Annotated in this window: 11 protein-coding genes and 2 rRNA genes; all 13 read left to right on the top strand. The window is 68.0% G+C overall.

The genetic code is table 11. The features are described from left to right. Positions 1-81: 81 nt before the first annotated feature. Positions 82-1,116 (top strand): N-acetyl-gamma-glutamyl-phosphate reductase, encoded by a 1,035-nt coding sequence (gene argC / locus Pdca_RS20140; protein WP_174824367.1) that lies wholly within the window; start codon positions 82-84, stop codon positions 1,114-1,116. Then, a complete protein-coding gene (gene argJ / locus Pdca_RS20135; RefSeq protein ID WP_085916128.1) occupies positions 1,113-2,297 on the top strand; it encodes a bifunctional glutamate N-acetyltransferase/amino-acid acetyltransferase ArgJ in 1,185 nt (394 codons plus the stop codon). The genes argC and argJ overlap by 4 nt, the downstream gene beginning before the upstream one ends. Then, positions 2,281-3,216: an acetylglutamate kinase gene (argB, locus tag Pdca_RS20130; RefSeq protein ID WP_085916127.1), complete on the top strand. Its 936-nt coding sequence runs from the start codon at positions 2,281-2,283 to the stop codon at positions 3,214-3,216. Before argJ ends, argB begins: the two co-directional genes overlap by 17 nt. After that, positions 3,213-4,403 carry an acetylornithine transaminase gene (locus tag Pdca_RS20125; protein ID WP_085916126.1) on the top strand — a complete coding sequence of 397 codons (1,191 nt, stop codon included), beginning with the start codon at positions 3,213-3,215 and terminating at the stop codon, positions 4,401-4,403. Before argB ends, Pdca_RS20125 begins: the two co-directional genes overlap by 4 nt. Further along, positions 4,403-5,323, top strand: coding sequence for an ornithine carbamoyltransferase (gene argF / locus Pdca_RS20120; protein WP_085916125.1), 921 nt, complete (start codon positions 4,403-4,405; stop codon positions 5,321-5,323). The genes Pdca_RS20125 and argF overlap by 1 nt, the downstream gene beginning before the upstream one ends. After that, on the top strand, positions 5,305-5,808 hold the full coding sequence (locus Pdca_RS20115; RefSeq protein ID WP_331852677.1) for an arginine repressor: 504 nt from the start codon (positions 5,305-5,307) through the stop codon (positions 5,806-5,808). The genes argF and Pdca_RS20115 overlap by 19 nt, the downstream gene beginning before the upstream one ends. Before the next feature lie 29 nt (positions 5,809-5,837). Next, positions 5,838-7,268: an argininosuccinate synthase gene (gene argG / locus Pdca_RS20110; protein WP_085916123.1), complete on the top strand. Its 1,431-nt coding sequence runs from the start codon at positions 5,838-5,840 to the stop codon at positions 7,266-7,268. Further along, positions 7,268-8,698, top strand: coding sequence for an argininosuccinate lyase (gene argH, locus Pdca_RS20105; RefSeq protein WP_085916122.1), 1,431 nt, complete (start codon positions 7,268-7,270; stop codon positions 8,696-8,698). Before argG ends, argH begins: the two co-directional genes overlap by 1 nt. Continuing rightward, positions 8,695-9,918 (top strand): aspartate aminotransferase type Ic, encoded by a 1,224-nt coding sequence (locus tag Pdca_RS20100; protein WP_085916121.1) that lies wholly within the window; start codon positions 8,695-8,697, stop codon positions 9,916-9,918. Before argH ends, Pdca_RS20100 begins: the two co-directional genes overlap by 4 nt. A 72-nt stretch (positions 9,919-9,990) precedes the next feature. Next, positions 9,991-10,605, top strand: coding sequence for a DNA-3-methyladenine glycosylase (locus tag Pdca_RS20095; RefSeq protein WP_085916927.1), 615 nt, complete (start codon positions 9,991-9,993; stop codon positions 10,603-10,605). Positions 10,606-10,767: 162 nt separating this feature from the next. Further along, positions 10,768-12,039 (top strand): tyrosine--tRNA ligase, encoded by a 1,272-nt coding sequence (gene tyrS / locus Pdca_RS20090; RefSeq protein WP_085916926.1) that lies wholly within the window; start codon positions 10,768-10,770, stop codon positions 12,037-12,039. Between the two features lie 424 nt (positions 12,040-12,463). After that, positions 12,464-13,983, top strand: a 16S ribosomal RNA gene (locus Pdca_RS20085). Between the two features lie 315 nt (positions 13,984-14,298). Next, a 23S ribosomal RNA gene (locus Pdca_RS20080) occupies positions 14,299-17,398 on the top strand. The 16S and 23S rRNA genes sit together here, the layout of an rRNA operon. Positions 17,399-17,460: the final 62 nt, after the last annotated feature.

Genomic DNA, 17,460 nt, shown 5'->3' with positions numbered 1-17,460 from the left:
CCGGCAGGCACGCGGCCGGTCCCGGCCCCACGATCGCGATCGTGAACCGCGTTGCATGAAATCTCGCGGCCCTGCATAATCATTCACGTGGTACGCATCGCAGTAGCAGGAGCCAGCGGATACGCCGGGGGAGAGCTCCTCCGGCTGCTCCTCGCACATCCGGACGTGGAGATCGGCACGCTGACGGCAGGCGGCAACGCCGGCAGCCGACTCGGCGAGCACCAGCCGCACCTGGCCCCGCTCGCCGACCGCGTGCTGGCCGAAACCACCGCGGAGAACCTCGCCGGTCACGACGCGGTGTTCCTCGCGCTCCCGCACGGCCGATCGGCGGAGCTCGCGGCCGAGCTCGGCGGCGACACGCTGGTGATCGACTGCGGTGCCGACCACCGGCTGACCGATCCGGCGGCCTGGGACCGCTGGTACGGCGGTGAGCACGCCGGGCACTGGCCCTACGGGCTGCCCGAGCTCCCCGGCGCACGCGAGCGGCTGATCGGCGCGAGCCGGGTCGCGGTACCCGGCTGCTACCCGACCGGGATCAGCCTCGCGCTGTTCCCGGCGCTGGTCGCGGGCCTGGTCGAGCCGGAGGTGGTGGTCACCGCGGTCACCGGCACGTCCGGCGCCGGGAAGTCGCTCAAGCCGCACCTGCTGGGTGCCGAGGTGATGGGCTCGCTGTCCGCGTACGGGGTCGGCGGCGTGCACCGGCACACCCCGGAGATCGCGCAGAACCTCTCCGCCGCGCTCGGGTCGCCGGTCTCGGTGAGCTTCACGCCGGTGCTGGCACCGCTTCCGCGCGGCATCCTGGCGTCCTGCTCGGCGCCGCTGGCCGATCCGGCCACCGACACCGGGACGGTCCGGCAGGCCTACGAGAAGGCCTACGCCGGCGAACCGTTCGTGCGGTTGCTCGGCGAGGGGCAGTGGCCCACCACCGCGCAGACCCTGGGCTCCAACCTGGTGGCGTTGCAGCTGACCGTCGATCCGGACGCGCGCCGCCTGGTCGTCGTCTCCGCCATCGACAACCTGACCAAGGGCACCGCCGGCGGGGCGGTGCAGTGCATGAACCTGGCGCTGGGCCTGCCCGAGACGACCGGCCTGCCGACGACGGGAGTGGCACCGTGAGCGAGGCGACCGGCGTGACCGCCGCGCAGGGATTCCGGGCAGCCGGGATCGCGGCCGGGATCAAGAAGTCCGGCCGGGCCGACCTGGCGCTGGTCGTCAACGACGGCCCGCGCACCGAGGCGGCCGGTGTGGTCACCCGGAACAAGGTGAAGGCCGCGCCCGTGCTGTGGACCCAGCAGGTCCTCACCAGCGGCGCGCTGCGTGCGGTCGTCCTGAACTCCGGCGGGGCGAACGCCTGCACCGGGCCGGAGGGCTTCCGGACCGCGCACGCGACGGCCGAGAAGGTCGCCGAGGTGCTCGGCTGCGGGGCGGTCGAGGTCGGGGTCTGCTCGACCGGACTGATCGGCGAGCAGCTGCCCAGGGACACCGTGCTGGCCGGCGTCGAGAAGGCGGCCGCGGAGCTGGCCGCGACACCCGAGGCCGGGACCGCCGTCGCCACCGCGATCATGACGACCGACACCGTCCCGAAGCAGGCGCACGTCACCGACCCGGCGGGCTGGACGGTCGGCGGCACCACCAAGGGCGCCGGGATGATCGCCCCATCGATGGCGACCATGCTCACCGTGCTCACCACCGACGCCGTCGTCGAGCGGCCGTTGCTGGACGCCGCGCTGCGCGAGGCCGTGCGCTACAGCTTCGACCGGCTCGACATCGACGGCTCCATGTCGACCAACGACACCGTGCTGGTCCTGGCCTCCGGTGCGACCGGCGTGCCGGCCGATCCGGCCGTGTTCACCGCTGCGCTCACCCGGGTGTGCCGGAACCTGGCCGAGCAGATGCAGGCCGACGCCGAGGGCGTCACCAAGCGCATCACCGTCCGGGTCACCGGCGCCGCCTCCGAGGACGACGCGGTGACCATCGCCCGGACCGTCGCCCGGGACTCCCTGGTCAAGACCGCGATGTTCGGATCGGACCCGAACTGGGGCCGGATCGCCGCGGCCGCCGGCTACGCCGACGCCCAGCTCGATCCCGAGCGGCTCGACGTGACGATCAACGGGGTGCTGCTGTGCCGGGGCGCCGTCGTCGCGGGGGACCGCGCCGACTGCGACCTCTCCGGCCCGGACATCACGATCGAGGTCGAGCTGGGCCTGTCCGGCGGCGCCGACGGCAACACCGCCGAGATCCGGACCACCGACCTGTCGCACGCCTACGTGGAGGAGAACAGTGCCTACTCCTCCTGAGCCGCTCGCGGCCCCGGACCGGCTGAAGCGGGCCGGCGAGAAGGCCGCCGTGCTCGCCGAGGCGCTGCCCTGGCTGCAGCGGTTCCACGGCCGCATCGTCGTCGTGAAGTACGGCGGCAACGCGATGATCGACGAGGACCTCAAGCAGGCGTTCGCACGGGACATGGTGTTCCTGCGCCTGGCCGGCATCCATCCGGTCGTCGTGCACGGCGGTGGCCCGCAGATCAGCGCGATGCTCAAGCGCCTCGGCATGCCGGGCGAGTTCCGCGGCGGCCTGCGGGTGACCACGCCGGAGACGATGGACATCGTCCGGATGGTGCTGTTCGGCCAGGTCGGCCGGGAGCTGGTCGGCCTGATCAACGCGCACGGACCGCTGGCCGTGGGGCTCTCGGGTGAGGACGCCGGACTGTTCACCGCGGAGCGGCGGACCGCGCTGGTCGGCGGCGAGCCGGTCGACATCGGCCTGGTCGGCGACGTCACCGAGGTCAATCCGGACGCGGTGCTGGACATCATCGCGGCCGGCCGCATCCCGGTCGTGGCCGGCGTCGCACCGGACGCCGACGGCCAGGTCCACAACATCAACGCCGACAGCGCGGCCGCCGCGCTGGCCGGGGCGCTGGACGCCGCGAAGCTCGTGGTGCTGACCGACGTCGAGGGGCTCTACGCGAACTACCCCGATCCCGACTCGATCATCACCTCGCTGACGGCGGGCCAGCTGGAACCGATGCTGCCGCGGCTCGAGAGCGGGATGGCGCCCAAGATGGAGGCCTGCCTGCGGGCGGTCCGATCCGGGGTGGCGCAGGCGCACGTCATCGACGGCCGGGTGCCGCACTCGGTTCTGCTCGAGGTCTTCACACACGAGGGTGTCGGGACCATGGTCCTTCCCGATCCCGTCCCGGCTGCTGGGGGAACGGCATGAGCTCGTACACGGCGCGGTGGCAGGCCGCGGTGATGAACAACTACGGCACGCCGCCGCTGACCCTGGTCCGCGGCGAGGGTTCCCGGGTGTGGGACGCCGAGGGGCGCGCCTACCTGGACCTGTACTCCGGGATCGCGGTGAACGCACTCGGCCACGCGCACCCGGCGATCGTCGAGGCCGTGTCGGAGCAGATCCGCACGCTCGGGCACACCTCGAACTTCTTCATCACCGATCCGGCGCTGCAGCTCGCCGAGCGGCTGCAGGGGCTGCTCGGCCGCGACGACGCCCGCACCCTGCTGTGCAACTCGGGCACCGAGGCGAACGAGGCCGCGTTCAAGATCGCGCGCCGGACCGGCCGCCCGGGGATCGTGGCCTGCGAGGGCGCGTTCCACGGCCGCACCATGGGCGCGCTCGCACTGACCGGGCAGCCGGCCAAGCGGGCCCCGTTCGAGCCGATGCCGCCGGGTGTCAGCCACATCCCGTTCGGCGACCTCGACGCGCTCGACGCCGCCGTCACCGCCGACACCGCAGCGGTGTTCCTGGAGCCCATCCTGGGTGAGGCGGGTGTCGTGGTGCCGCCCGACGGCTACCTGGCGGGCGCCCGCCGGATCACCGCCGAGCGCGGCGCGCTGCTGGTGCTCGACGAGGTGCAGACCGGCATCGGCCGCACCGGCCGCTGGTTCGCCCACCAGGCGGACGGCATCGTCCCCGACGTCGTCACGCTGGCGAAGGGGCTCGGCGGCGGATTGCCGATCGGGGCCTGCATCGGGATCGGTGACGCGGGGACGCTGCTCGAGCCCGGTCAGCACGGCACCACCTTCGGCGGCAACCCGATCTCGTGTGCGGCCGCACTCGCCGTCCTCGACACGATCGCCACCGCAGGCCTGCTGGAGCACGTCGACCGGCTCGGCAAGGAGCTCCGCAGCGGCATCGAGGGCCTCGGCCATCCGCTGGTCTCCGACGTCTCCGGTGACGGCCTGCACATCGGGATCGGGCTGCGGCACCCGGTGTCGGCGCAGGTGGCGTCCGCGGCCCGGGAGGCCGGGCAGCTGGTCAACAACGCGACCCCGGAGCGGGTCCGGCTGGCGCCGGCGCTGACCTTCGGCGACGACGAGGCGGCCGAGTTCCTGGGGGCGCTGCCGGCGATCCTGGACGCGGCGGCCGCGGTCGAGGGGCAGGGCAGCTGATGGTCCGGCACCTGTTGCGCGACGACGACCTGTCGCCTGCCGAGCAGGCCGAGGTCCTCGATCTCGCCGACCGGCTCAAGGCGGACCGGTTCGCCCGCCGGCCGCTCGACGGTCCGAAGGCGGTCGCGCTGGTCTTCGACAAGTCCTCCACCCGCACCCGGGTCTCGTTCGAGGCGGGGATCACCCAGCTCGGCGGCACCGCGATCGTGCTGGACGGCAACTCCAGCCAGCTCGGGCGCGGGGAGACCATCTCGGACACCTCGCGGGTGCTGTCCCGCTACGTCGACGCGATCGTCTGGCGCACCTCGGGCCAGGAGCGGATCGAGGAGATGGCCTCGGTCGCGACGGTCCCGGTGGTCAACGCGCTGACCGACGCGTTCCACCCGTGCCAGATCCTGGCCGACCTGCAGACGATCCGGGAACGGCTCGGCGGCACGGCCGGCCGCACCCTGACCTACCTCGGGGACGGCGCGAACAACGTCGCGCAGTCGCTGCTGCTCGGCGGTGCGACCGCCGGGATGCACGTGCGTATCGCCGCACCGGCCGGGTTCACCCCCGACTCCGAGGTGCTGCGTGACGCGAAGGGACGCGCCGAGCAGACCGGCGGCTCGGTGACGCTGGTCGCCGACCCGGCTGCGGCCGTGGAGGGGGCCGAGGTGCTCGTGACCGACACGTGGACCTCGATGGGGCAGGAGAGCGACGGTCTCGACCGGGTCGCGCCGTTCCGGCCCTACCAGGTCAACGCCGAGCTGCTGCGCCGCGCGGCACCCGGGGCGATCGTGCTGCACTGCCTGCCGGCCCACCGCGGCGACGAGATCACCGACGAGGTGCTCGACGGCCCGGCCAGCGCCGTGTGGGACGAGGCGGAGAACCGGCTGCACGCACAGAAGGCGCTGCTGACATGGCTACTGGAGCGATGAAGGGGACTCGTGGCGGCGCAGCGACCCGGGTCGCACGGCAGGCCCGGATCATCGAGCTGATCACCCAGCGTGCCGTGCGCAGCCAGAGCGAGCTGCTGACGCTGCTGCGCGCCAGCGGGATCGAGACGACCCAGGCGACACTCTCGCGTGATCTGGACGAGCTGGGCGCGGTCAAGGTGCGCGGCGCGGACGGCGGCGCACCGGTCTACCTCATCCCCGAGGACGGCAGCCCGGTGCGCGGCGTCGAAGGCGGTACCGGGCGACTGTCCCGGTTGCTGGGGGAGCTGCTCGTCTCCTCGGACGCGAGTGGGAACCTGGCCGTGTTGCGTACCCCGCCGGGTGCGGCGCACTACCTGGCCAGTGCGCTGGACCGGGCCGCACTGCACGACGTCGTCGGCACGATCGCCGGCGACGACACACTCCTGGTGGTGGCCCGTGAGCCGCTCACCGGTGACGAACTGCTCGCGCTGCTGCGCGGACTCTGAGCGAACTCTGACGAAGGAGCATCCATCCCGTGAGCAAGGTCCTGAGCTCCCTCCCCCGGGGCGAGCGCATCGGCATCGCGTTCTCCGGAGGACTCGACACCTCCGTGGCGGTCGCGTGGATGCGCGACAAGGGCGGGATCCCGTGCACCTACACCGCCGATCTCGGGCAGTACGACGAGCCGGACATGTCCGGGGTGCCCACGCGGGCCAGGGAGTACGGGGCGGAGATCGCCCGCGCGGTGGACATCAAGCCGCAGCTGGTCGACGAGGGCCTCGCCGCGCTGGCCTGCGGTGCGTTCCACATCCGTTCCGGCGGCAAGACCTACTTCAACACGACGCCGCTGGGCCGTGCCGTCACCGGGACGCTGCTGGTGCGGGCGATGCAGGCCGACGACGTGAACATCTGGGGCGACGGCTCCACGTTCAAGGGCAACGACATCGAGCGGTTCTACCGCTACGGCCTGCTGGCCAACCCGGCACTGCGGATCTACAAGCCGTGGCTGGACGACGCGTTCGTCACCGAGCTCGGCGGGCGTGACGAGATGAGCCGGTGGCTGACCGAGCACCGGCTCCCGTACCGCGACTCGGCGGAGAAGGCGTACTCCACGGACGCGAACATCTGGGGTGCCACCCACGAGGCCAAGACGCTCGAGCAGCTCGACGTGTCCCTGGAGACCGTCGAACCGATCATGGGCGTGAAGTACTGGGATCCGTCGGTCGAGATCGAGTCCGAGGACGTCTCGGTCACCTTCGAGGGCGGCTACCCGGTGGCGATCAACGGCAAGCAGTTCGCGGACCGGGTCGACCTGGTGCGCGAGGCCAACGCGATCGGCGGCCGGCACGGCCTCGGCATGTCCGACCAGATCGAGAACCGGATCATCGAGGCGAAGTCGCGTGGTATCTACGAGGCGCCGGGGATGGCGCTGCTGTTCATCGCCTACGAGCGGCTGATCAACGCGATCCACAACGAGGACACCGTCGCCAACTACCACGCCGACGGCCGCAAGCTGGGCCGGCTGCTCTACGAGGGCCGCTGGCTGGACCCGCAGGCGCTGATGGTGCGCGAGGCGATCCAGCGCTGGATCGCCTCCGTGGTCAGCGGCACGGTGACGCTGCGGCTGCGCCGCGGCGACGACTACACGATCCTCGACACCGACGGTCCCGGGTTCTCCTACCACCCGGACCGGCTCTCGATGGAGCGGGTGGAGAACGCCGCGTTCGGGCCGGCCGACCGGATCGGGCAGCTCACCATGCGCAACCTCGACATCGCCGACTCGCGCGCGAAGCTGGAGACCTACGCCGGTCAGCCGCAGGAGCAGGGGACGGTGCTCGTCGAGCACGGCACGCTGTTCGGTGAGCTGCCCTCCGGCGGCTTCGACCGGATCGCCGGCGCGGGCGAGGGGAGCGGCGACAACGAGACGTTCCTCGACGAGGCCGCTCTGGAATCGGGCACCGACTGATGGCCGGCGGGACCACCGGTGCCGGCTCGGCGCTGTGGGGCGGCCGGTTCGCCTCCGGTCCGGCCGACGCGCTGGCGGCGCTGAGCAAGTCGACCCACTTCGACTGGGCGCTGGCTCCCTACGACATCCGCGGCTCCCAGGCGCACGCCCGCGTGCTGCACGGCGCCGGACTGTTGTCGGACGACGAGCTCGCCGGCATGCAGAAGGCCCTCGACGAGCTGGCCGCCGACGTGCGGTCCGGGGCGTTCGTCCCCGAGCCGGGCGACGAGGACGTGCACACCGCGCTGGAACGCGGCCTGATCGAGCGGGCCGGTCCGGATCTCGGCGGGAAGCTGCGCGCCGGCCGCTCGCGCAACGACCAGGTCGCGACCCAGTTCCGGATGTGGCTGCGCGACGGCACCCGGCGGGTCGCGGACGGGGTGCTCGACGTGGTCGACGCCCTGGTCGCGCAGGCGCAGGCACATCCGGGCGCGGCGATGCCCGGCCGGACGCACCTGCAGCACGCGCAGCCGGTGCTGCTGGGCCACCAGCTGGCGGCGCACGCGCACGCACTGCTGCGCGACGTCGACCGGCTGCGGGACTGGGACCGGCGCAGCGCCTACTCGCCGTACGGGTCGGGCGCGCTCGCCGGCTCGTCGCTCGGGCTGGACCCGGAGGCGGTCGCGGCCGAGCTGGGCTTCACCGGGTCGTCGGCGAACTCGATCGACGGGACGGCGTCGCGGGACTTCGCGGCCGAGGCCGCGTTCGTACTGGCGATGATCGGGGTGGATCTGTCCCGGCTGTCCGAGGAGGTCATCCTCTGGGCGACCGCCGAGTTCGGCTACGTGACCCTCGACGACGCCTTCTCCACCGGCAGCTCGATCATGCCGCAGAAGAAGAACCCGGACGTCGCCGAGCTCGCCCGCGGCAAGTCCGGGCGGCTGGTCGGCAACCTGACCGGCCTGCTCACCACGCTCAAGGGCCTGCCGCTGGCGTACAACCGGGACCTGCAGGAGGACAAGGAGCCGCTGTTCGACTCGGTCGCGCAGCTGGAGCTCCTGCTGCCCGCGGTGGCCGGGATGGTGGCGACCCTGACCTTCCACACCGACCGGTTGGCGGAGCTGGCCCCGGCCGGGTTCACGCTGGCCACCGACATCGCCGAGTGGCTCGTCCGGCAGGGCGTGCCGTTCCGGGTGGCGCACGAGGCCGCCGGTGGCTGTGTCCGGGCCGCCGAGGCACGCGATGTCGGTCTGGAGGACCTGACCGACGCCGAGCTGGCCGCGGTGCACCCGGCGTTGGACCCGAGTGTCCGCGAGGTACTGACCGTGGAAGGCTCCATCGCGTCGCGGAACGCGCGGGGCGGAACTGCCGGCGACCGCGTCGCCGAGCAGCTGGCCGACCTGCGTACCGAGGCGGCCGCAGCACGAGAGTTCACCGGAGGAACAGCATGACCGAGCCTGCCGCAGCCTACGAGGAGCTCAAGGCCGCAGGCCTGAAGCTCGACCTGACGCGGGGCAAGCCGTCGTCCGAGCAGCTGGACCTGTCGAACGCGTTGCTCGGCCTGCCGGGCGTGGGCGAGTACCGCTCCGCGGACGGCACCGACACCCGCAACTACGGCGGCCTGCTGGGCCTGCCCGAGCTGCGCGAGATCTTCGCGCCGTCGCTGCAGGTCCCGGTCGGTCAGCTGGTGGCCTGGAACAACTCCAGCCTCGAGCTGATGCACGACGTCCTGGTGCACGCGCTGCTGTCGCCGGTCCCGGGTGCGCCGGCCCGCTGGGCGGACGCCGGTCGGGTCGCCTTCATCGCACCGGTCCCCGGCTACGACCGGCACTACGGCGTCTGCGAGCGCCTCGGGATCGACCTGGTCACCGTCGGCATGACGGCGGACGGCCCGGACATGGACGAGGTCGAGCGGCTGGTCGCCGACGACCCGTCGATCAAGGGCATCTGGTGCGTGCCGAAGTACTCGAACCCGGACGGGGTCGTGTACTCCGACGAGGTCGTCCGCAGGCTCGCCTCGATGCCGACCGCGGCGCCCGATTTCCGGATCATGTGGGACAACGCCTATGCGGTGCACCACCTGACCTCCGACGAGCTCGAGATCGCGGACCTGCTGACGCTGGCCGCCGACGCGGGCAACCCGGACCGGCCGTTCGTGTTCGGCTCCACGTCGAAGATCACCCTCGCCGGTGCCGGCGTCGCGTTCTTCGGTGGATCCGAGGCGAACGTCGACTGGTGGCTGAAGCTCACGTCGAAGAAGTCGATCGGCCCGGACAAGGTCAACCACCTGCGCCAGGCGATGTTCCTGACCGACGCCGCGGGTCTGCGGGCGCACATGGCGGCGCACCGCGAGCTGATCGCCCCGAAGTTCGCCGCCGTCGAGCGGCTGCTGGCCGAGGCCTTCGCCGACACCGAGGGGGTCAGCTGGACCACGCCGAAGGGCGGCTACTTCGTCAGCCTCACCGTGCCCGACGGGCTCGCCTCGGAGATCGTGCGGCTGGCGAAGGAGGCCGGCGTGGTGCTGACCCCGGCCGGTGCGACGCACCCGTACGGCAAGGACCCGCAGGACGCGATCATCCGGCTCGCTCCGACCCTTCCCCCGCTGGACGAGGTCGAGAAGGCGATGGCCGGCGTGGTCACCTGCGTGCAGCTCGCACTGTCGCGCCGCTGAGTGTCCGACGGCACGACGGCCGGGCCCGGCCGATCGTCCCCGAGGGGCGATCGGCCGGGCCCGTCCGCGCTGCTGGACCGCGCCGAGCTGGCGATCGATGTGCTCCCCGCCGCGGAACGCCTGCTCGGGTGTGTGCTGGAGGCCGACACCCCGGACGGCGCGGTCGCGGTGCGTCTGGTCGAGGTGGAGGCCTATCGCGGGGCCGACGATGCGGCGTCGCACAGCCACCGCGGTCGCACCCCGCGCAACGCGGTGATGTTCGGCCCGCCCGGTCATCTCTACGTCTACTTCGTCTACGGGATGCACTTCTGCGCGAACGTGTCCTGCCTGTCCGACGGTGAGCCGGGCGCGGTGCTGTTCCGGGCGGGGGAGGTGCTGACCGATCCGGGGGTCGCCCGGGTCCGGCGCCCGACCGCCCGGTCCGACGCGGAACTGGCCCGCGGTCCCGCCCGGCTGGCATCGCTGCTCGGGCTCGCCCGGGACGACGACGGCGCCGACCTGACCGACCCGGCATCGCGGGTCCGGCTGCTCGCGGCTCCCCGGGTGCCGTCGTCGAGCATCCGCCGTGGGCCACGGGTCGGTGTGGCGGCCGCGGCGGAGCTGCCGTGGCGGTTCTGGATCGACGGTTCGCGGGCGGTGAGCCCCTACCGGGCCGGCGGGAAGCGCTCCCGGCGCCGGACCGGGTGACTCCGGAGCCGCTCGAGGACGGGCGGTGCGGCCCCGGCGGACGCCCACCGCGGTCGCCGCTCCCGGCCCACAGGCCGATCTGCACGGCGCCGGTGCGCAGTGCGACGGCGGGCAGCGGGAACCCGGGTGCACGGCGCGTCGGGCGGCGGCGAAGATGGTGGCGTGAGTACGGACATCCTGGACGACCTGGAGTGGCGCGGGCTGATCGCGCAGAGCACGGACCGCGACGCGCTGGCGAAGGACCTCGCCGGCGACGGGCCGATCACCCTCTATGCGGGGTTCGACCCGACCGCGCCGAGCCTGCACGCCGGGCACCTGGTCCAGATGCTCACGCTGCGCCGGTTCCAGGAGGCCGGTCACCGGCCGGTGATCCTCGCCGGGGGAGCGACCGGGATGATCGGCGACCCGCGGGACGTGGGGGAGCGGTCCCTGCACGACGAGACCACGGTGGCCGAGTGGACGGGCCTGATCCGCGGGCAGCTGGAGCGGTTCGTCCGGTTCGACGAGTCACCGACCGGGGCGCTGACGGTCAACAACCTGGACTGGACCGGGCAGCAGACGGTGCTGGAGTTCCTCCGCGACCTGGGTAAGCACTTCCCGGTCAACACCATGCTCGCCCGCGAGACGGTGAAGCGCCGGCTCGCCGCCGACGGGATGTCCTACACCGAGTTCAGCTACCTGCTGCTCCAGTCCCAGGACTACCTACACCTGCACCGTGAGCTCGGCTGCCGGTTGCAGATCGGCGGCTCCGACCAGTGGGGCAACATCGTCGGCGGGGTGGACCTCATCCGGCGGGTCGAGGGTGCGCACGTGCACGCGCTGACCACGCCGCTGGTGACGGACTCGGAGGGGCGCAAGTTCGGCAAGTCCACCGGGGGCGGGAACGTCTGGCTCGATCCGGAGCGGACGTCGCCGTACGCCTGGTACCAGTACTTCGTCAACGTCGCGGACAGCGACGTGCTGAACTTCCTGAAGCTGTTCACCTTCCTCGGCCGCGAGGAGATCGACGCGCTGGGTATCGAGCTCACCGAGAAGCCCCACCTGCGCAGTGCGCAGCGCCGGCTCGCCGCCGAGCTCACCACCCTGGTGCACGGGGAGGAACAGACCCGCCAGGTGACGACGGCGAGCCAGGCCCTGTTCGGACGAGCCGAGCTGGCCGAGCTCGATGCGCGCACCCTCGACGCGGCACTCGCCGAGGTCCCGCACGCCGACAGCGGCGGAGCGGACACGATCGTCGATCTCCTCGTGGCGACCGGGCTGACCGAGAGCAAGGGCGCTGCCCGCCGTGCGGTGAAGGAGGGCGGCGCGTACGTCAACAACGTCAAGGTGACCGACGAGGACTGGGTTCCGGGCGCCGGCGACGCACTCGACGGCGGCTGGCTCGTGGTGCGCCGCGGGAAGCGCAACCTGGCCGGGGTCCGCATCATCCGCTGAGCAGGGGCTCTGACCTGGGCAGATGCCGAAAGTGGACCCCCCGTGCAGAGCCCCCTGAGCGGTCCTGTAACTTTCTCCTCGTCGCCGAAACGGGACGGAGAGCGCAGGACAGGCCGAGAGGCCGGGCCGCGCGACCGGAACGAGGGCGACGGCCTCGGATACTCACCTCGGTGAGCGTCCAGCCGCCCGAAGTAAGGGTTGACTCTGAGCTTCGGTCCAAGTAGCATAAGAGAGTTGCCTCCTTACAGGAGCAACTCGATCGCCCCCGGTGGTAACGGCCATCAGGCCGGGAAGCCGGAGCGCGGGTGTCTTTTGAGAACTCAACAGTGTGTCGAGCTATTTATATAGTTTTGGCGTTTTTATGCCAGTTTGTTTGGCTGTGGCTGGTCGATCCCGTCGGCTGGTCATGGTGTTTGTCAGGGTTTTGTTGGAGAGTTTGATCCTGGCTCAGGACGAACGCTGGCGGCGTGCTTAACACATGCAAGTCGAGCGGTAAGGCCCTTTCGGGGGTACACGAGCGGCGAACGGGTGAGTAACACGTGGGTGACCTGCCCTCCACTCTGGGATAAGCCCGGGAAACTGGGTCTAATACCGGATAGGACACGTTGATGCATGTCTTCGTGTGGAAAGTTTTTTCGGTGGGGGATGGGCCCGCGGCCTATCAGCTTGTTGGTGGGGTGATGGCCTACCAAGGCGGTGACGGGTAGCCGGCCTGAGAGGGCGACCGGCCACACTGGGACTGAGACACGGCCCAGACTCCTACGGGAGGCAGCAGTGGGGAATATTGCGCAATGGGCGGAAGCCTGACGCAGCGACGCCGCGTGGGGGATGACGGCCTTCGGGTTGTAAACCTCTTTCGCCAGGGACGAAGAGCAATTGACGGTACCTGGAGAAGAAGCACCGGCCAACTACGTGCCAGCAGCCGCGGTAACACGTAGGGTGCGAGCGTTGTCCGGAATTATTGGGCGTAAAGAGCTCGTAGGCGGTGTGTCGCGTCGATCGTGAAAACTTGGGGCTTAACTCTGAGCGTGCGGTCGATACGGGCATCACTTGAGTTCGGCAGGGGAGACTGGAATTCCTGGTGTAGCGGTGAAATGCGCAGATATCAGGAGGAACACCGGTGGCGAAGGCGGGTCTCTGGGCCGATACTGACGCTGAGGAGCGAAAGCGTGGGGAGCGAACAGGATTAGATACCCTGGTAGTCCACGCCGTAAACGTTGGGCGCTAGGTGTGGGGACCATTCCACGGTTTCTGTGCCGCAGCTAACGCATTAAGCGCCCCGCCTGGGGAGTACGGCCGCAAGGCTAAAACTCAAAGGAATTGACGGGGGCCCGCACAAGCGGCGGAGCATGTGGATTAATTCGATGCAACGCGAAGAACCTTACCTGGGTTTGACATGCACAGGACCGCGGCAGAGATGTCGTTTCCCTTGTGGCCTGTGTGCAGGTGGTGCATGGCTGTCGTCAGCTCGTGTCGTGAGATGTTGGGTTAAGTCCCGCAACGAGCGCAACCCTTGTTCCATGTTGCCAGCACGTAATGGTGGGGACTCATGGGAGACTGCCGGGGTCAACTCGGAGGAAGGTGGGGATGACGTCAAGTCATCATGCCCCTTATGTCCAGGGCTTCACACATGCTACAATGGCTCATACAGAGGGCTGCGAGACCGTGAGGTGGAGCGAATCCCTTAAAGTGAGTCTCAGTTCGGATCGGGGTCTGCAACTCGACCCCGTGAAGTTGGAGTCGCTAGTAATCGCAGATCAGCAACGCTGCGGTGAATACGTTCCCGGGCCTTGTACACACCGCCCGTCACGTCACGAAAGTTGGTAACACCCGAAGCCGGCGGCCCAACCCTTGTGGAGGGAGCTGTCGAAGGTGGGACTGGCGATTGGGACGAAGTCGTAACAAGGTAGCCGTACCGGAAGGTGCGGCTGGATCACCTCCTTTCTAAGGAGTCTCACCGAGTGGTGAGGCGCCAACGTTTTACGCACGTTGTTTTGTGTGGATTGTGTTGGTTCCTTATTCGAGATCATGCCTGTCGGGGCCGTTCGTGTTCCGGGGTGTGTCTGGGTGGAACATGAGGCGTCAAGGCTGAGTTCGGCACACTGTTGGGTCCTGAGGGGACATCCGGTTGGGTGTTGTCTTCTGGCCGTCCGTCTGGTGGTTTCCTAACGCGTTCCTTGTGTGGGGTGTGGTGGTTGCTGTCCGGGTTGGTGTGGTTGTGGGTTGAGTGTTGCATAGTGGATGCGAGCATCTTGTTGTGGTCAAGTTGTTAAGAGCACATGGTGGATGCCTGGGCATCAGGAGCCGATGAAGGACGTGGGAGGCCGCGATAGGCCTCGGGGAGCTGTCAACCGAGCTGTGATCCGAGGGTGTCCGAATGGGGAAACCCAGCACCCGTCATGGGGTGTTACCCGTACCTGAATTCATAGGGTGCGTGGAGGGAACGTGGGGAAGTGAAACATCTCAGTACCCACAGGAAGAGAAAACAATAGTGATTCCGTGAGTAGTGGCGAGCGAAAGCGGAAGAGGCTAAACCGTGTCCGTGTCAAGCCGGCAGGTGTTGCGGGTGCGGGGTTGTTGGGACGTGTTGTTCACCTTCTGCCGAGGGTGGGATGATGTGGTGCTGTGTTAGCGGAAGACTTCTGGGAAGGGTCGCCGGAGTGGGTGAGAGCCCCGTACGCGAAAATGCAGTGTCTGTCATGAATGTTGTTCCCGAGTAGCAGCGAGCCCGTGAAATTCGCTGTGAATCTGGCGGGACCACCCGTCAAGCCTAAATACTACCTGATGACCGATAGCGGACAAGTACCGTGAGGGAAAGGTGAAAAGTACCCCGGGAGGGGAGTGAAATAGTACCTGAAACCGTGTGCTTACAAGCCGTCAGAGCCTGAAGTCTCTTTGTGGGGCAGGGTGATGGCGTGCCTTTTGAAGAATGAGCCTGCGAGTTATGCTTCGTGGCGAGGTTAACCTGTGTGGGGTAGCCGTAGCGAAAGCGAGTCCGAATAGGGCGGTGGAGTCGCGGGGTGTAGACCCGAAGCGGAGTGATCTACCCATGGCCAGGGTGAAGCGTCGGTAAGACGTCGTGGAGGCCCGAACCCACCAGGGTTGAAAACCTGGGGGATGAGCTGTGGGTAGGGGTGAAAGGCCAATCAAACTTCGTGATAGCTGGTTCTCCCCGAAATGCATTTAGGTGCAGCGTCGTGTGTTTCTCACCGGAGGTAGAGCACTGGATGGCCTAGGGGGCCGACAAGCTTACCGAAGTCAGCCAAACTCCGAATGCCGGTGAGTGAGAGCGCGGCAGTGAGACTGCGGGGGATAAGCTTCGTGGTCGAGAGGGAAACAGCCCAGATCACCGGCTAAGGCCCCTAAGCGTGCGCTAAGTGGGAAAGGATGTGGGATCGCCCGGACAACCAGGAGGTTGGCTTAGAAGCAGCCACCCTTGAAAGAGTGCGTAATAGCTCACTGGTCAAGTGGTCCTGCGCCGACAATGTAGCGGGGCTCAAGCGCACCGCCGAAGCCGTGGCAATGACACGTAGAGTGTTGTTGGGTAGGGGAGCGTCCTGCATCTGGTGAAGCCCGGGAGTGATTTACGGGTGGAGGGTGTGGGAGTGAGAATGCAGGCATGAGTAGCGAATGCAGAGTGAGAATCTCTGCCGCCGGATGACCAAGGGTTCCTGGGCCAGGTTGTTCCGCCCAGGGTGAGCCGGGACCTAAGGCGAGGCCGTCAGGCGTAGTCGATGGACAACGGGTTGATATTCCCGTGCTCGTGATAGTGCGTCCATGCTGAATCTGGTGATGCTAACCATCCGAACCCACCTCGGCTCCTTCGGGAGTTGTGTTTGTGGGGGAGCGTGGGATCCGATCTGGTAGTAGGCAAGTGATGGGGTGACGCAGGAGGGTAGCTCCGCCACGCGGTGGTTGTCGTGGTGTAAGCCTGTAGCCTGATTTCCTAGGTAAATCCGGGGGATCGTGAAGGGTGAGAGGTGATGCGTAGCCGATTGAGGCGAAGAGGGTGATCCCATGCTGTCGAGAAAAGCCTCTAGCGAGTGCTGTTGCGGCCCGTACCCCAAACCGACACAGGTGGTCAGGTAGAGAATACCGAGGCGATCGAGAGAACTGTGGTTAAGGAATTCGGCAAAATGCCTCCGTAACTTCGGGAGAAGGAGGGCCATCTGCCTTGAGGCCTCTTGCAGGCTAGGGGTGGGTGGTCGCAGAGACCAGGCCCAAGCGACTGTTTACTAAAAACACAGGTCCGTGCGAAGTCGCAAGACGATGTATACGGACTGACGCCTGCCCGGTGCTGGAACGTTAAGAGGACCTGTTAGTCCTTCGGGGCGAAGCGGAGAATTTAAGCGCCAGTAAACGGCGGTGGTAACTATAACCATCCTAAGGTAGCGAAATTCCTTGTCGGGTAAGTTCCGACCTGCACGAATGGCGTAACGACTTGGGCGCTGTCTCGACCACAGACTCGGCGAAATTGCACTACGAGTAAAGATGCTCGTTACGCGCGGCAGGACGGAAAGACCCCGGGACCTTTACTATAGCTTGGTATTGATGCTCGGTTCGGCTTGTGTAGGATAGGTGGGAGACTGTGAAGCGTTCACGCTAGTGGGTGTGGAGTCGTTGTTGAAATACCACTCTGGTCGAATTGGGTGTCTCAACCTCGGGCCATGATCTGGTTCAGGGACAGTGCCTGGTGGGTAGTTTAACTGGGGCGGTTGCCTCCCAAAGAGTAACGGAGGCGCCCAAAGGTTCCCTCAGCCTGGTTGGCAATCAGGTGTTGAGTGTAAGTGCACAAGGGAGCTTGACTGTGAGACTGACGGGTCGAGCAGGGACGAAAGTCGGGACTAGTGATCCGGCACCACCTTGTGGAAGGGGTGTCGCTCAACGGATAAAAGGTACCCCGGGGATAACAGGCTGATCTTGCCCAAGAGTCCATATCGACGGCATGGTTTGGCACCTCGATGTCGGCTCGTCGCATCCTGGGGCTGGAGTAGGTCCCAAGGGTTGGGCTGTTCGCCCATTAAAGCGGTACGCGAGCTGGGTTTAGAACGTCGTGAGACAGTTCGGTCCCTATCCGCCGCGCGCGTTGGAGATTTGAGGAAGGCTGTCCCTAGTACGAGAGGACCGGGACGGACGAACCTCTGGTGTGCCAGTTGTCCCGCCAGGGGCACGGCTGGTTGGCTATGTTCGGGAGGGATAACCGCTGAAGGCATCTAAGCGGGAAGCCTGTTCCAAGATGAGGTCTCCTACCACCTTGAGTGGGTAAGGCTCCCAGGAGATGACTGGGTTGATAGGCCGGAGATGGAAGCCCTGTGAGGGGTGGAGTTGACCGGTACTAATAGGCCGAGGGCTTGCTCACAACATTTTGTTCGCATCCACTGTGTGACCCTGAGCCCACAACCAGTTTTGGTTGTGTGGTGG

This window comes from Pseudonocardia autotrophica, from assembly GCF_003945385.1.
GTDB lineage: Bacteria > Actinomycetota > Actinomycetes > Mycobacteriales > Pseudonocardiaceae > Pseudonocardia > Pseudonocardia autotrophica.
The sequence above is the reverse complement of the archived record's forward strand: the minus strand, read 5'-3'. Positions and strand labels throughout refer to the sequence as shown.

What these genes read in the sequence shown, in the direction of transcription:
- Pdca_RS20100 (WP_085916121.1), top strand. Translation starts at nt 8,695, where the DNA reads ATGACCGAGCCTGCCGCAGCCTACGAGGAGCTCAAGGCCGCAGGCCTG.
- Pdca_RS20125 (WP_085916126.1), top strand. Translation starts at nt 3,213, where the DNA reads ATGAGCTCGTACACGGCGCGGTGGCAGGCCGCGGTGATGAACAACTAC.
- argH (WP_085916122.1), top strand. Translation starts at nt 7,268, where the DNA reads ATGGCCGGCGGGACCACCGGTGCCGGCTCGGCGCTGTGGGGCGGCCGG.
- Pdca_RS20115 (WP_331852677.1), top strand. Translation starts at nt 5,305, where the DNA reads ATGGCTACTGGAGCGATGAAGGGGACTCGTGGCGGCGCAGCGACCCGG.
- argF (WP_085916125.1), top strand. Translation starts at nt 4,403, where the DNA reads ATGGTCCGGCACCTGTTGCGCGACGACGACCTGTCGCCTGCCGAGCAG.